Origin of the sequence: Micromonospora sp. NPDC049497 (assembly GCF_044465805.1) — a bacterium.
Classification (GTDB): domain Bacteria; phylum Actinomycetota; class Actinomycetes; order Mycobacteriales; family Micromonosporaceae; genus Micromonospora.
Genome location: NZ_JBITMC010000003.1, coordinates 338156 through 353600, shown reverse-complemented (window position 1 = coordinate 353600; position 15445 = coordinate 338156). Strand labels below are relative to the sequence as shown.

Genomic DNA, 15445 nt, shown 5'->3' with positions numbered 1-15445 from the left:
TGTGCGAGGCGGACCATCACTTCTTGTCCTCGTCCACGATCTCCGCGTCGACCACGTCGTCGGCACCGCCGGCCTGCGCGCCACCCGGGGCGCCACCGGCCGCGCCGGCACCCGGACCGGCCTCGCCCGGCTGCTCACCCGGCTGGTTGTAGAGCAGCGAACCGGCCTGCTGGGACACCTGGGCCAGCCGCTCGTGCGCCGACTTGATCTTCTCGATGTCCTGACCGCCGAGCGCGCCTCGCAGCTCGCCGAGGGCCTCGTTGATCTGGTCGCGGGACTCCGACGGCAGCTTGTCGCCGCTCTCCGCCAGGAACTTCTCGGTCTGCCACTGGAGCGCCTCGGCCAGGTTGCGGGTCTCCGCCTCCTCGCGACGACGCTTGTCGTCGTCGGCGTGCTCCTCGGCGTCCCGGCGCATGCGCTCGATGTCGTCCTTCGGCAGCGAGGAGCCGCCGGTGATCGTCATCTTCTGCTCCTTGCCGGTGCCGAGGTCCTTCGCGTGGACGTTCACGATGCCGTTGGCGTCGATGTCGAAGGTGACCTCGATCTGCGGCACGCCGCGCGGCGCCGGCGGCAGACCGGTCAGCTCGAAGGTGCCGAGCTTCTTGTTGTAGGCCGCGATCTCGCGCTCACCCTGGAACACCTGGATCAGCACCGACGGCTGGTTGTCGTCCGCCGTGGTGAAGACCTCGGAGCGCTTGGTCGGGATGGTGGTGTTGCGCTCGATCAGCTTGGTGAAGATGCCACCCTTGGTCTCGATGCCCAGGCTCAGCGGGGTCACGTCGAGCAGCAGGACGTCCTTGACCTCGCCCTTGAGCACGCCGGCCTGGAGGGCGGCGCCGACGGCGACGACCTCGTCCGGGTTGACGCCCTTGTTGGGGTCGCGACCGGTGAGCTGCTTGACCAGGTCGGTCACGGCCGGCATCCGGGTCGAGCCGCCGACGAGGATGACGTGGTCGACGTCGGAGACCTTGATCCCGGCGTCCTTCACGGCCTGCTCGAACGGGCCCTTGCAGCGGTCCAGCAGGTCCTGCGTCATCCGCTGGAACTCGGCGCGGCTGAGCGTCACGTCCAGGTGCAGCGGGCCGGCCGAACCGGCGGTGATGTACGGCAGGTTGATGTTGGTGGTGGTGGCGGCGGACAGCTCGATCTTGGCCTTCTCGGCCGCCTCGCGGAGCCGCTGGAGGGCCATCTTGTCCTGCGCGAGGTCGATGCCGTGCTCGCCGCGGAAGGTCTTCACCAGGTGGTCGATGATCCGCTGGTCCCAGTCGTCGCCACCGAGGTGGTTGTCACCGCTGGTCGACTTGACCTCGATGACGCCCTCGGCCAGCTCCAGCAGCGACACGTCGAAGGTGCCGCCGCCGAGGTCGAAGACCAGGACGGTCTGCTCCTTGGAGCCCTTGTCCAGCCCGTACGCCAGGGCGGCCGCGGTCGGCTCGTTGACGATCCGCAGCACGTTGAAGCCGGCGATCTCACCGGCCTCCTTGGTGGCCTGGCGCTGGCCGTCGTTGAAGTAGGCCGGGACGGTGATCACCGCGTCGGTGATCTGCTCGCCCAGGTACGCCTCGGCGTCCCGCTTGAGCTTCATCAGCGTGCGGGCCGAGATCTCCTGCGGGGTGTACTTCTTGCCGTCGATGTCGACGGACCAGTTGGTGCCGATCTCCCGCTTGACCGAGCGGATCGTCCGGTCCGGGTTGGTCACCGCCTGGCGCTTGGCGACCTCACCGACGAGCACCTCGCCGTTACGGGCGAACGCGACGATCGACGGGGTCGTCCGCGAGCCCTCCGCGTTGGCGATGACGGTGGGCTCACCGCCCTCCAGGACGCTGACGCAGGAGTTCGTCGTGCCGAGGTCGATACCGACCGCACGTGCCATCTTCGCTTCCTCGCTTCGTTACGTTGAGCAGGTGACGGGCACCGCCCGCAGCACACCCACCACAAGTTGAGTGAACTTGACTCAATAGTGCCACGCCCCCGCCGATCGTCAAGTCGAGGTTGAGCCGACCCGACGCAACCCACCCGTTATTACTGTCCGGTTGTCTTCCCTTGCATCGGTCGGGCACGCTTTAGCGGTGACGACGCACGGCGATCCCGCCACCCAGTCCGCCGCGCACGCCGTCGCCGCTCGCACCGGCTCCACGGACGCCGGGGAGGAGCCGCCCGCCACCACCGGGGACGACACCCTGCCCGCCGCGCTGACCGGCCTGCGGGCCGCGGTCGAGGCGGCGCGGTTCCCGCTCGCGCTGCCCTCCGCCGAGCCGGCCCGCCGGGCCGCCGGGAGCCTCACCGACCAGCTCGACGACTACCTGCTGCCCCGACTGCGCCGGCTCGACGCCCCGCTGCTCGTGGTCGTCGGCGGCTCCACCGGCGCGGGCAAGTCGACCCTGGTCAACAGCCTCGTGCAGGCCCGGGTGAGCGCCGCCGGGGTGCTGCGGCCCACCACCCGCTCCCCGGTGCTGGTCTGCAATCCGACAGACTCCGCCTGGTTCCGCCGGGGGGAACTGCTGCCCGGCCTGACCCGCACCACCGAGCCCAGCGAGGACCCGCGCACCCTGCAACTCGTCACCGCTCCCGCGCTCCCGGCCGGGCTGGCCTTCCTCGACGCGCCCGACATCGACTCGGTGGTCGACGCCAACCGGGCCCTCGCCGGCCAGCTCCTGGCCGCCGCCGACCTCTGGCTCTTCGTCACCACCGCCGCCCGGTACGCCGACGCCGTGCCGTGGGAACTGCTGCGCAGCGCGCGGGCCCGGGGCGCGGTGATCGCCATGGTCCTCGACCGGGTGCCCGCCGAGGCGGCCGACGAGATCGCCGCCCACCTGTCCGAGATGCTCGCCGACCAGGACCTCGGCGCGGCGCCGCTCTTCGTGCTCCCGGAGACCTGGGTCGACGGGCAGGGCCTGCTGCCGGCGCAGGTCACCGCGCCGCTCGCCGACTGGTTCGCCCGGCTGGCCGCCGACGCGGACGCCCGCGCCGCCGTGGTCCGGCAGACCCTCGACGGCGCCCTCGCCGCACTCCAGCCGGCCGTCACCGGGCTCGCCGACGCCGCCGACGAGCAGGTGGCCGCCGCCGACGCGTTCGACGAGCGGGTGCGGGCCGCGTACCGGGGGGCGCACCGGACGGTCGAGCAGGGGCTCTCCGACGGCCGGCTCCTCCGTGGCGAGGTGCTCGCCCGCTGGCAGGAGTTCGTCGGCACCGGCGAGTTGTTCCGGACGCTGGAGGCGCGCATCGGCCGCTTCCGGGACCGCGTGGTCGCCGCCGTGACCGGCCGGCCCGCCCCCGCCGCCGAGCTGCGCACGGCGATCGAGTCGCAGCTGGTGACCCTGCTGCGCGGGGTCTCCTCGGAGGCCGCGGAGAACGCGTACACCGGGTGGAAGGCGCACCCCGCGGGTGCGGCACTGCTCGACCCCGACCTCGCCCACCCCTCCGCCGACCTGCCCGAGCGGGCCGAGCGGCTGGTCCGCGACTGGCAGCGCGGAGTCCTGGAGCTGGTCTCGGTCGAGGGGGGCGACAAGCGTTTCGTGGCCCGCACCGCCGCGTACGCGGTGAACGCCACCGGGCTGGCCGTGATGGTGGCGGTGTTCGCGTCGACCGCCTTCATCCCGACCGGGCTGGAGGTCGCCACCGGAGCCGGCACGACGGTCGCCGCGCAGGCCGTGCTCCAGGCGATCTTCGGCGACCAGGCCGTGCGTACGCTGGCCAACAAGGCCCGGACCGATCTGCTCGCCCGCGTGCGGACGCTGCTGGACGACGAGGCCGCGCGCTACCTGGAACGGACGGAGGCCGCGCGACCGGCCGCGGACGCCGCCGGGTCCCTGCGCCGCGCCGTCGACCAGGTCGAGCTGGCCCGGCACCGCAGCGGCTTCGCCGAGGCCGCCACGGCGGCCCGGACACCGCCCGCCGACGAGGAAGGGCTCCAGTGAGCAACATCGTCGGACGCATGCGCGAGGCGTTCCGCGGCGAGCAGCGGGTGGACGCGGACGCGCTGGTCGAGCGCCTTCAGGCGGTACGCCGGTTCCTCACCCTCGTCGACGGGCACCTGCCGGACACGCCGCTGGTGCCGGCGCACACCCTCGTCGAACGGGCCGGCACCCGGCTCGCGCTCTCCCGCGACCACACCGTGGTGGCGCTCGCCGGCGCGACCGGCAGTGGCAAGTCCAGCCTGTTCAACGCCCTCGCCCGGATGGAGCTGTCCCCGGTCGGGGTGCGCCGCCCCACCACCGGCGTCACCCACGCCTGTGTCTGGGGGCCGCTCGACGGCGGCAACCGGCTGCTCGACTGGGTCGGCGTGCTGCCCCGCCACCGGTTCGTCCGGGAGAGCGCGCTGGACGGCGACGACGAGTCGGCGATGCACGGCCTGATCCTGCTCGACCTGCCCGACTTCGACTCGGTGCAGCGGTCCCACCGGCTGGAGGTGGACCGCCTCCTCGGGCTCGTCGACCTGGTGGTCTGGGTGGTCGACCCGCAGAAGTACGCGGACCGCGTGATCCACACCAGCTACCTGCGCGAGTTCCACCGGCACCGGGACGTGACGCTGGTCGTGCTCAACCAGGCCGACCGGCTGCCCCCGCCCGAGCTGCCCCGGGTGCTGGCCGACCTGCGCCGGCTGCTCGACGCCGACGGGCTGGACGGCGTACCGCTGCTGGCCACCACCGCCGTCGACCCGGACGGCATGACCGGGCTCCGGGAGGCGCTGGAGCGTACGGTCGCCGAACGGCAGGCCGCCCTGCGGCGCCTGGCGGGCGACGTCGACAGCGTGGTGGCGGGCCTCGGTGACCTGGTGGGCAGCGCCGAGCCACCCACCCGACCGGACGACGCCACCGTCGCCGGGCTGCACCGGGCGCTGTCCGGAGCGGCGGGCGTACCGGCGGTCGGCGACGCGGTCGAGCGCGCGTACCGGCACCGCGGCGGTGCCGCCACCGGCTGGCCGCTGGTGCGGGGCTGGCGCCGGCTCCGACCCGATCCCCTGCGCCGCCTGCACCTGCCGGGCCCTGCCGGCGACGCCGCCGATCCGGCGGAGAGCCTGGTCGCCGCGACCAGCGTGCCCGACCCGACCGCCGCGCAGCGCTCCGCGCTCGGGCTGGCCATCCGGGCGGTCGCCGACCGCGCCGGGGAGCCCCTGCCCGGGGCCTGGCCGGGCGCGGTCACCAGCGCCGCCCGCTCCCGCCTCGCCGGCCTGCCGGACGCGCTGGACCGCGCGATCGCCGGTACCGATCTGGGGATGGACCACCGGCCGGTCTGGTGGCGGCTCGTCGGCGCACTGCAGTGGCTGGTCACCCTCGCCGCGGTGGTCGGGCTCGGCTGGCTGGCCCTCGGGTACGCGCTGCGCGTCCTCGGGCTGCCCGACCTGGACAACCCGACCGTGGGCGTCGTGCCGCTGCCGACCCTGCTGCTGCTCGGCGGCCTGCTCGCCGGCCTGCTTGTGGCGGCGCTGACCCGGCCGGTCGTCCGCTGGGCGGCCCGCCGTGCCCGGCGGCGGGCGGAACGACGGCTCACCGCCGCGGTCGCCGACGTCGGCGAGGAGTACGTCCTGCGCCCGGTGCGGGAGGTGCTCGGCACCTACGCCGAGGCGCGGCTCGCCCTGCGGGACGCCGCACGCCGCTGACGCCGTACCGGGCGGCTGCGCTGTCCCGGGGGCGGCGGCGACGTAGGGTCGGTGGATGGGAACGCCTGAGACCCCGTACGACGCGGTGCTGCACGCCGCCCGGGACGTGGCCAAGCTCGACAACGCCCTGGACGCCGAGATGCTCGGCGCGGCGTTGCTCGGCAGCGTCTACGCCGTCGCCGAGACCGGGCGGGAGGTCGCCGTCCGGCAGTTCGTGGCGAACTTCCTCGCCGCCACCTCCCGCCGCCGCACCGCGTCGGCGACCACCATCCGCTCCGTCTTCGCCGCGCTGGTGCCCGACGCCGTGGGCGCCGACCGGGTCCGTCCCGGTGCCACCGCACCAGCCTGGTCGGGCCAGCTCGGGCGGGTCCGCCTGACCGGCTGCTGGGCCTACGGCGACGTGTACGGCGACCAGACCTCCTACCTGGCGACCTTCGCGTACGACGACGTGGCCGGAGGGCCGGAGCACGCGCTGGTCGCACTCGTCGACCACAACATCGGGATCACCAAGGACGTGTTCGTGGGCGGGCCCGCCGCCCGGGTGATCGACCAGGTGCGGCAGATGTGCTCGGAGGACGACCTGACCTGGTTCCGCGAGGAGGCGCCGGCCCGGATGCGCACCGAGGTGGGTCGCCACCTCGCCGTCACCGACGATCTCAGCGAGCTTCCCGGCGAGGGCTCGCTGGCCACCGACCGGGCGTTGGTCGGGGCCCGGCTGGCCCTGCTGCCACCCGGCCGCACCGAGGCCGTGCGGGCGTACGAGCCGCTCACCGCCGCCGAACGTACGGACCTGGTCCGGCGCTTCCTCGCCGCCCCGGAGGCGGCCCGCTTCGGCCTGGACACCATCGACGGCGCCGAACTGGCCTCGCTGCACTTCTGCATCAGCCTGCTGCTGGACCACGCGGCGACCTTCACCGACCCCGACCCGATGCGGTGGAGCCCCACCGTCTCCGGCCTGTTCCTGCTCGACTGGGTGCACCGGCGGGCCGTACTGGACATGGACGACGCCGCCCTGCTGCCCCGGGTGCTGCGGGGCTGGGCCGCGTACGCCTCCCGCAAGCGGGGCCTGTCCGAGCAGGCCGCCGCGCAGACCGACGCCGCGATCGAGGAGATGGTGCCGGAGTTCGCCCGCCTCTACACCACCGGTGAGCGGCGCAGCCCCGCCACCGCCGCCGTCGCCCAACTTATGGCCGACGGCGTCGACCCGGACGACCCGGCGGCGCTGGACGCGTGGATCGAGGCGAACCGGCACCGCCTCGCCGACGACGGGGCGTGACGCCCGCCGCGCCCGCGTGTTAAGAAGGGCCCCTTGCTCTACCGGAGGCGTTAAGCGGGGGCCCTTCCTTACGCCTCCACGAGGGTGAGGCGGCGCGGGGCGACGGAGACGGTGAGCCGTTGGCCCCAGGCCGGGGTGAGACGGTCGGACTCCAGGCCGTCGGCGAAGACCACCAGGCCGTCGGAATCGGCGGTGAGTTCCAGGTGGTCGTCCCGGTCCAGGCGGCCGGCGGTCAGCTCGACCCCGGTCACCGGGGAGGGCCACGCCTCCCGGACGAACCAGCACAGCGCCTCCTCCTCCGGGGCGGGCGGTCGCGGCGCGCCCGGACGGTCGCGTGCGATGGACGCGCACCAGCCGGTCGCCCCCGTACCGCTGCCGACGACCACCCCGGAGGAGGAGTGCCGTTCCCGCCGCGCCCGCCCCCCGACGGGCGCGGTGAGCTGGTAGCGGGCGGACTGGTGGGAGGAGTGCCCGACGTACACCTCGTTGAGGCCGACCAGCTCCTGGCCGTCGTCGAGCACGGCCCGGACCATCGTGCGGGCCCGGGTCGACGCCGCGCCCGCGACGACCGCCGGCAGCAGACCCGCGAGCGCCGGGGCGGCGAAGCGGACCAGCACGCCGGCGTTGCGTCCGGGCTCCGGGTCGACGCCGACGACCGGCTGGCCGGTCAGGTACTTCGCCACGTTCGCGACCAGGCCGTCCGGCCCGACAGCGACCACGACGTCCTCCGGTCCGAAGAGGAACCGGGGCAGGTCGGCCCGGTCGACCGCGCCGCGCCGCCAGTCGGCCGGGACGGCCCCGGCGACCGTGGTCAGCGCGGCGTGCAGGGCCTCGTGCCGGGCCACGACCTCGTCGAGGTCGCGTCCGCGCTCCCGCAGGTACCACGCGGCCGCCGCCCGGGTGCCGTGCCGGCCCAGCAGCTCGTCCAGCTCGCTGCGCCGGCTCACCACCACGACCCGCGGGGGCAGGGTGCTCATCGCGCCGGAACCAGCCGGGCGAGCAGGTCGCTCACCAGGTCGGGGGTGACGGTGACCTGGCCGATCTGCGGCAACTGCCCGGCCAGCTCCCGGACGGTGAGGGCGCGCAGCACCTCGGGCGGCAGCTCGGCGTACGCGGCCAGCTTCGCCGCCTCCGCCTCGGCCTCCGCGTGCCCGACCGTCCGTACCCGGTCGGCGGTCGCGCCGGCGAGGACACGTTCCTTCTCGGCCTCGGCGCCGGCCAGCACCCGGGCCCGTTCGGCGGCGGCGGCGTTGGCGACCTTCTCCCGTTCGGCCTTGCCCTGGGCGGTGGCGAGTTCGGCGGCGGCGTCCAGCTCCGCGCGGCGGCGGGAGTTCGCGCCGTGCTGCTCGACGAGTTGCTGCTCCCGCCGGGCCAGTTCGATCTTGTTCTGGAGTTCGTTCTCGGCGATGGACCGCTCCTGCTCGACGGCCTGGGCCCGGCGGGCGTACGTGGCGCGGTCGGCCTGGACCTGGACCGCCTCCCGGGTGGGCGTCTGCAGGGCACGCTCCAGCTCCGGCTCGGGGCGGACGGCGACGACCCGCGCGCTGACCACCGCGACCCCGATGTCGGCGAGCCGCGCCTCGGCGGCCAGGGCGGTGGAGACCGCCTCCCGGACCGGCGCGACGGTGGTCAGCGCCTCGGCGAGCGGCACCCGGGCGAGCAGGTCGAGCGCGGGTTGCTGGGCCAGCTCGGCGAGGAGGGTGGCGACCTGGTCGAGCGGGCGGGAGCGGGCCCTGCCGGTGCGCGGGTCGACGGAGAAGTCGAGGCGGGCGGCGGCCAGGGCCGGGTCGGCCACCCGGTAGGTGACCGTGGCCTGCACGGTGATGTCGGCGAAGTCGCCGGTGCGGGCGTGGAAGAGCAGCGGCAGTTCCCGGTCGTCCACCGGCACCTCGCTGAGGACGGCGTGCAGCGGCCGGTACCAGAAGGACTGGCCGGTCCCCTCCCGCCGTACCCGCCCGCCCACGTGCAACCGGACCCAGCTGGTCGGCGTCCCGCGCAGGTGGCGCAGGAAGAGTCGTCTGGTCACGTCAGCCATGTCGTTCCTCCCCTTTGTCGTCGGAGTGACGATAAACCCTCTGCTAGATTCTCGTCAAGGTGGTGATAAAGAGATGGCCGAGTACCCGCCCTTCGCGGTGACCGTCGACCTGGTGGTGCTCACCGTCCGGGCGTCGGATCTGAGCGTCCTGCTCGTACGGCGTGGCGTCCCCCCGCACGAGGGACGGTGGGCGTTGCCCGGCGGCTTCGTCGGCATCGACGAGGACCTGCCCGACGCCGCCGTCCGCGAGCTGACCGAGGAGACCGGGCTCGCCGAGCCGGCCGGTCACCTGGAGCAGCTCGGCACGTACGGCCGACCGGGCCGGGACCCACGCGGCCGAGTGGTGACCGTGGCCTGGCTGGCGCTGCTACCGGACCTGCGCGCCCCCGTCGCCGGCACCGACGCCGCGTCCGCGGACTGGCTGCCGGTCTCCCGGCTCACCCCCGGCCAGCTCGCCTTCGACCACGACGGGATCCTCGCGGACGGGGTGGAGCGGGCCCGCGCCAAGCTGGAGTACACGCCGCTTGCCGCCGCCTTCTGCCCGCCGGAGTTCACCGTGGCGCAGCTCCGGGCGGTCTACGAGACGGTCTGGGGCACACGACTCGACCCGCGCAACTTCCACCGCAAGGTGACCGGCACAGCCGGATTCGTCGAGCCGGTCGGGCGGTCCACCGAGGGCGATCGGGGACGACCCGCGCAGCTCTTCCGGCGCGGCCCGGCGCCCCTGCTGCACCCCCCGATGCTCCGCCCCGACCGCTGACGAGGCCGACCGACCGTCAGTGGAGGCCGACGAAGACCACCGCCGCCACCAGGGCACCGAGCGCGCCGCCGGCGAGGACCTGCGGCACGGTGTGGTCGCGCAGGCGTACGCGGGACCAGCCGACCAGGGCGAGCAGCGGCGCGGTCGCCGCCAGGAGCGGCCCGAACGTCACGACCAGGACCACCACCGATCCGGCGGCGACCGCGGTGTGGATCGACATCTTCCACCAGTGGCTCACCGCCACGGCGACGATCAGGCCGACCGCTCCGGCCGCCGCCAGCGCCAGCACCGGACGGGGTGCGTCGAGCGCCGCGAGCAGGGCCGTACCGGCGGCCACCGAGCAGAGGCCGACCAGCAGCGGAACCCGGCGCTGCTCGCGCAGGCCGACGTGGTGGTCGGTGAGGCGACCGCGTCGCACGCCGCCGAGGATGTACGCGAACGGGATCCCGCTGACGAAGAGCGTGGCGAGCAGCCCCCAGGCGAGGCCGTCCACGCTGCCCCGGGCGCTGTGCCACCCCACGGCGACCGTGAGGACCGAGACCAGGACGGCGGGCGCGGTCAGCTCGGTGACCAGACGGGCCAGCCGCAGGGCCGGCCCGGGTGGCGGTGCGGTCGCCGCGGGCGCCCGGTCACCCGGGCCCGTACCGTCCGCTCCGCTCAGCGCCCCACCCCTGCTCCGCCCCGGACCACCGTCCGGGGCCGCTCGTCACCGTCCACCCGCTCTCACCTCGGGTCGACCGCCACCGTACCGGCCGATGCCGACGCGGTCGGGCCGATCGACGTGGTGATCGGTGTGGGGGTCGGCTCGGGAGGCGTCCCGGTCACGGTCGGCGCCGCCGTCGGGGTCGGATGCGACGGTGGCGCGGTCGCGGTGGGACCGGCGGTCGGCGCCGGGTCCGACGGCGGCAGGGGGAGGGGGCTGGTCGGCGCCACCGACGCCGTCGGTCCGGCGGTCGGCGAGGGCGTCGGCGTGGGGCCCGCCGGGGGCGTGGGGGTCGGGGTCGGGGTCAGGACCGGGATCGGGATCGGTGACCGGGCCGGCGCCGGGGTGCGGCGCGGCGGGCCCGGCCGCTGCGGCGGCACGGGCCGGTCCGGCGGCGACGCGCTGCGGCCGGACTCCGGGGTCGGAGGAGCCGGCACCGCCCCGGCCGGCCTTCCGATCGAAGGTACGCCGGTGGGCCCGGTGCCCGCCGCGACGCCGACCGCCGGCGTGGCGCCGGTCGACGGAACCGACGCCGGTTGTCCGGTCACCGGAAGGGGAATCACCACCGGGCCGACGGAGGGTGTGGGAATGAACGGGGTGCTGCTGTCCGGCAGGGCGGTGCTGCCCACGGTCGCGGAGCCCGTGCTGATCGCGGCCAGGATCGGCATCGAGGCGGTGCCGGCGAGCAGGGCGACGGTGAAGAGGTAGCCCCGGGACGGTCCGCCGGCGCCCGACGCCCGGTGGGCTCCGATGACCCTGCGGTAGCCCGTCGGGGCCCCGTGCCGGCCGAGGAACGGCGATCCGGGGGCTTCCTCTGGCTCGGACACGGCATCCTCCTCGTGTGGTCCGTCCGGTGGTGGCACATGGATCGGCGAACCATCGGATCGGCGGGCGATCCCGCGCGATCAGCCTTGCCCAGTGACGCTGAGTAGGCCAACCCCGCACAGCGTGTCGACACGCGTATGTGGCCGAACGGCGACAAATCATCACCGGATCGGCCGCGCGTCACGAGAAGCGACAGCCGACGCTTCGTGTAACGAAGTGGGCGGGGGTCGAGGTGCGGGCCGGGCGCACTGTGGGCGGACTCACGTGTGATGCGAATATGGACCACGACGGCAACGCAGCCGCGGCCTCCGCGCACCCTTGCGGACGGCACGGCTGAGCGCCGGCGCTCCCGAACCGGGGTCGCTCCACGACCCCGGCTCACGTCGCGCGGCAACCCCCACCGGGGCTAGGCGCGACCGCCAGGAACCGGTCCGGCACCAGCCGGACAGGCGCACGAGTTGCGCGTTGCCGGGTGACCCCCCGGCGCCGACGCAGACATGACAGGGAGAGACGCATGGCAAAGGGCGACCCCGGGGTCACCAGCCGCGGACGGCGGGCCGCACCCCGGTCCCGGAAGGGCGCGACCGGCGACCCGCAGTTGGTGCAACTGCTCACCGCCGACGGTGAGCGGATCGAGAGCGCGACCGGCCCGGACGGGACCGAGTACCGCGTCGACTTCACGGACGAGGAGTACCGCGGGCTCTACCGCGACCTCGTGCTGGTCCGCAAGCTGGACGCGGAGGCTACCGCCCTCCAGCGCCAGGGCGAGCTGGGCCTCTGGGCCAGCCTGCTGGGCCAGGAGGCCGCACAGGTCGGCTCCGGGCGCGCGCTGCGTACGCAGGACATGGCGTTCCCGACCTACCGGGAGCACGGCGTCCTCTACTGCCGGGGCATCGACCCGATCATGCCCCTCGGCCTGTTCCGCGGCGTCGACCAGGGCGGCTGGGACCCGAACGAGTTCAAGTTCAACATGTACACGATCGTCATCGGGGCGCAGACCCTGCACGCGACCGGGTACGCCATGGGTGTCCACATGGACGGCAAGACCGGCACCGAGGACGGCGAGGCGGTCATCGCCTACTTCGGCGACGGCGCCACCAGCCAGGGCGACGTCAACGAGGCGTTCGTCTGGGCCAGCGTCTTCAACGCCCCGCTGGTCTTCTTCTGCCAGAACAACCAGTACGCCATCTCCGAGCCGCTGGAGCGGCAGACCCGTGTCCCGCTCTACCAGCGGGCGGGCGGCTTCGGCTTCCCCGGCGTACGGGTGGACGGCAACGACGTGCTCGCGACGTACGCGGTGACCCGGCACGCGCTGGACAACGCCCGGCTCGGCCAGGGCCCCAGCCTCATCGAGGCGTACACCTACCGGATGGGGGCGCACACCACCTCCGACGACCCGACCCGGTACCGGATCGCCAGCGAGGTCGAGGCCTGGCAGGCGAAGGACCCGATCGCCCGGATGAAGGCGTTCCTGACCAAGCAGGGGATCGCCGACGACGCGTTCTTCACCGAGGTCGACGAGCAGGCCCGCACCGAGTCGGTGCACCTGCGCGAGCGCGTGCTCGCCATGCCCGACCCGGAGCCGGTGTCGATGTTCGACCACGTCTACCCCAACGGGTCCCCCGAGCTCGACGAGCAGCGGGCGCAGTTCAGCACGTACATGGAGTCGTTCGAGGGGAGCGCCCACTGATGGCCACGGAGACGCTCACCCTCGGCAAGGCCCTCAACACCGGTCTGCGCCGCGCCCTGGAGAACGACCCGAAGGTCGTCATCATGGGCGAGGACGTCGGCAAGCTCGGCGGTGTCTTCCGGATCACCGACGGCCTCCAGAAGGACTTCGGCGACCAGCGGGTGATCGACACCCCGCTCGCCGAGTCCGGCATCATCGGCACCGCCGTCGGCCTCGCCATCCGTGGCTACCGCCCGGTCTGCGAGATCCAGTTCGACGGTTTCGTCTACCCCGCGTACGACCAGATCGTGTCGCAGGTGGCGAAGATGCACTACCGCTCGCAGGGCAAGGTCCGCATCCCCATGGTGATCCGGATCCCCTACGGCGGTGGCATCGGCGCGGTCGAGCACCATTCGGAGTCGCCCGAGGCGTACTTCGCGCACACCGCCGGCCTCAAGGTCGTGACCTGCGCCAACCCGCAGGACGCGTACGTGATGATCCAGCAGGCCATCGCCTCGGACGACCCGATCGTCTTCCTGGAGCCGAAGCGGCGCTACTGGGAGAAGGGTCCGGTCGACGTGGACGCCCCGCTGTCGGAGGCGTACCCGCTGCACTCCTCCCGGGTCGCCCGGGCCGGCACGGACGCGACCGTGCTGGCGTACGGCCCGATGGTGCGTACCGCCCTGGACGCGGCGACCGCCGCCGCCGAGGACGGCCGGGAGCTGGAGGTCATCGACCTGCGTACGCTCTCTCCGCTGGACCTGGCCGTCGCGTACGAGTCGGTGAAGCGCACCGGCCGCTGCGTGGTCGTGCACGAGGCGCCGGGCAACCTGGGCCTGGGCTCGGAGATCGCGGCCCGGATCACCGAGGAGTGCTTCTACTCCCTGGAGTCCCCGGTGCTGCGGGTGACCGGCTTCGACACCCCCTACCCGGCCAGCCGGGTGGAGGAGGAGTACCTGCCCGACCTCGACCGGGTGCTCGACGCCGTCGACCGCACCTTCGGATGGTGAGCGGCATGTCGCGGATCAAGGAGTTCAACCTCCCCGACCTGGGTGAGGGCCTGACCGAGGGCGAGATCCTCGCCTGGCTGGTCAAGGTGGGCGACACGATCGAGCTGAACCAGCCGATCGTCGAGGTGGAGACGGCGAAGGCGGCCGTCGAGATCCCGGCGAAGTGGGCCGGCCAGGTGCGGGCGATCTTCCACCCGGAGGGCACCACGGTCGAGGTCGGCACTCCGATCATCTCGATCGACACCGACCCGGGCGCCGGCCCGATCGAGGAGTCGACGACCGGCGCGCCGGCCGCCGACCTGCCCACGCCGTCGGCGGCCTCGCTGGCCGCGGTCGAGATCGCGCCCGAGGAGGGCATGGTGGAGCCGGGCCTGATCGGCGGTGCCGCTCCGGGTGGGCGGACCGCCGTGCTGGTCGGCTACGGCCCGCGCACCGCGGCGGCCAAGCGTCGCCCGCGCAAGGGTGGGGTGCCGGCCCAGGCCCCGACCACCCCGGCCACCCCGGCCGCCCCGACCGCCCCGGCCGCCCCGGCTCCGGTGGCTGCGGCCCCGACGCCGGTCGCGCCCGCCCCCGCGGCGACCGGCAACGGGCGGGCCACCGGGCTCGTGCTGGCCAAGCCGCCGGTCCGCAAGCTGGCCAAGGACCTCGGTGTCGACCTGACCACGCTGACCGGGTCGGGCCCGCTGGGCTCGATCACCCGGGAGGACGTACAGCAGGCGGCGAGTGGGACCCCGGCGGCGGCCGAGCCGCTGACGGTCACGGCGCCGGCCACGGCCGCGGCGAGCTTCGGCGCGGACCGCGAGCAGCGCATCCGGGTCAAGGGGGTACGCAAGCTCACCGCCGAGAACATGTCCCGCTCGGCGTTCACCGCCCCGCACGTGACGGAGTTCCTGACCGTCGACGTGACCCGGGCGATGAAGGCCCTGGACCGGCTGCGCGAGCGCCGGGAGTGGCGCGACGTCCGGGTGTCGCCGCTGCTGCTGGTCGCCAAGGCGGTCCTGCTGGCGGTCAAGCGCCACCCGATGGTCAACTCGACCTGGGCCGGCGAGGAGATCGTGGTCAAGGACTACGTGAACCTGGGCATCGCGGCGGCCACCGAGCGGGGGCTGATCGTGCCGAACATCAAGGACGCCGGCCGGCTCTCGCTGCGTGAGCTGGCGGACGCCATGACCGACCTGGTGCAGACGGCCAAGGCGGGGAAGACCTCGCCGGCGAACATGTCCGGTGGCACCCTGACGATCACCAACGTCGGGGTGTTCGGGGTCGACACCGGTACGCCGATCCTGCCTCCGGGTGAGTCGGCGATCCTCGCCTTCGGCGCGGTCCGCGAGATGCCGTGGGTGCACAAGGGCAAGGTCAGGCCGCGCCTGGTGACGACGCTCGGCCTGTCCTTCGACCACCGGATCATCGACGGCGAGTTGGGTTCGAAGTTCCTCCGCGACATCGGGGACTTCCTGGCCGACCCGGAGGCGGCGCTGCTCGCCTGGACCTGATCTCCTCCGCCCCGCCGCTTCCGGCGGGCGCCGGCCGACGGCCGGTGTGCCACGGGTTAACGCCCGGCACACCGG

12 protein-coding genes are annotated in these 15445 nt (G+C 74.1%); 7 read left to right on the top strand and 5 right to left on the bottom strand.

Going from position 1 to position 15445, the window contains the following annotated elements; genetic code table 11:
* Positions 1-16: 16 nt before the first annotated feature.
* Complete coding sequence (dnaK, locus tag ACIBR0_RS07220; protein WP_357039753.1) at positions 17-1873, bottom strand: molecular chaperone DnaK; 1857 nt, start codon at positions 1871-1873, stop codon at positions 17-19.
* 196 nt (positions 1874-2069) lie between these two features.
* Between dnaK and ACIBR0_RS07215 the strand changes: the two genes are divergently transcribed.
* From ACIBR0_RS07215 to ACIBR0_RS07205, 3 genes are read left to right on the top strand one after another with little or no spacing between them, the layout of a single operon-like run.
* Entirely contained in the window at positions 2070-3917 is a 1848-nt protein-coding gene (locus ACIBR0_RS07215; protein ID WP_396713123.1) for an ABC transporter, read from the top strand.
* Positions 3918-3934: 17 nt separating this feature from the next.
* Positions 3935-5599, top strand: a complete 1665-nt coding sequence (locus ACIBR0_RS07210; RefSeq protein ID WP_396713276.1) for a GTPase — start codon at positions 3935-3937, stop codon at positions 5597-5599.
* 55 nt (positions 5600-5654) lie between these two features.
* The gene (locus ACIBR0_RS07205; RefSeq protein ID WP_396713121.1) at positions 5655-6875 is read left to right on the top strand and encodes a hypothetical protein; all 1221 of its coding nucleotides are present in this window, start codon (positions 5655-5657) and stop codon (positions 6873-6875) included.
* A gap of 68 nt (positions 6876-6943) precedes the next feature.
* Here ACIBR0_RS07205 and ACIBR0_RS07200 read toward each other — a convergent pair whose 3' ends face one another.
* Complete coding sequence (locus tag ACIBR0_RS07200) at positions 6944-7852, bottom strand: hypothetical protein (RefSeq protein ID WP_396713119.1); 909 nt, start codon at positions 7850-7852, stop codon at positions 6944-6946.
* A complete protein-coding gene (locus ACIBR0_RS07195; RefSeq protein ID WP_357036482.1) occupies positions 7849-8910 on the bottom strand; it encodes an SPFH domain-containing protein in 1062 nt (353 codons plus the stop codon). The genes ACIBR0_RS07200 and ACIBR0_RS07195 overlap by 4 nt, the downstream gene beginning before the upstream one ends.
* 73 nt (positions 8911-8983) lie before the next feature.
* Here ACIBR0_RS07195 and ACIBR0_RS07190 point away from each other — a divergent pair, with 73 nt between their 5' ends.
* On the top strand, positions 8984-9670 hold the full coding sequence (locus tag ACIBR0_RS07190) for an NUDIX domain-containing protein (RefSeq protein ID WP_396713117.1): 687 nt from the start codon (positions 8984-8986) through the stop codon (positions 9668-9670).
* 16 nt (positions 9671-9686) lie between these two features.
* Here the strand turns inward: ACIBR0_RS07190 and ACIBR0_RS07185 are convergent, their stop codons facing one another.
* Positions 9687-10190, bottom strand: coding sequence for a phosphatase PAP2 family protein (locus tag ACIBR0_RS07185; RefSeq protein WP_396713115.1), 504 nt, complete (start codon positions 10188-10190; stop codon positions 9687-9689).
* Between the two features lie 203 nt (positions 10191-10393).
* Positions 10394-11200 (bottom strand): hypothetical protein, encoded by an 807-nt coding sequence (locus tag ACIBR0_RS07180; protein ID WP_396713113.1) that lies wholly within the window; start codon positions 11198-11200, stop codon positions 10394-10396.
* A 512-nt stretch (positions 11201-11712) separates the two neighbouring features.
* Between ACIBR0_RS07180 and pdhA the strand changes: the two genes are divergently transcribed.
* Genes pdhA through ACIBR0_RS07165 form a run of 3 tightly spaced genes read left to right on the top strand, consistent with a single transcriptional unit; the run spans position 11713 to position 15370 of the window.
* The gene (pdhA, locus tag ACIBR0_RS07175) at positions 11713-12888 is read left to right on the top strand and encodes a pyruvate dehydrogenase (acetyl-transferring) E1 component subunit alpha (RefSeq protein ID WP_396713111.1); all 1176 of its coding nucleotides are present in this window, start codon (positions 11713-11715) and stop codon (positions 12886-12888) included.
* Positions 12888-13877 (top strand): alpha-ketoacid dehydrogenase subunit beta, encoded by a 990-nt coding sequence (locus tag ACIBR0_RS07170; RefSeq protein ID WP_357038090.1) that lies wholly within the window; start codon positions 12888-12890, stop codon positions 13875-13877. Before pdhA ends, ACIBR0_RS07170 begins: the two co-directional genes overlap by 1 nt.
* Before the next feature lie 5 nt (positions 13878-13882).
* Positions 13883-15370, top strand: a complete 1488-nt coding sequence (locus tag ACIBR0_RS07165) for a dihydrolipoamide acetyltransferase family protein (RefSeq protein WP_396713109.1) — start codon at positions 13883-13885, stop codon at positions 15368-15370.
* Positions 15371-15445 lie beyond the last annotated feature (75 nt).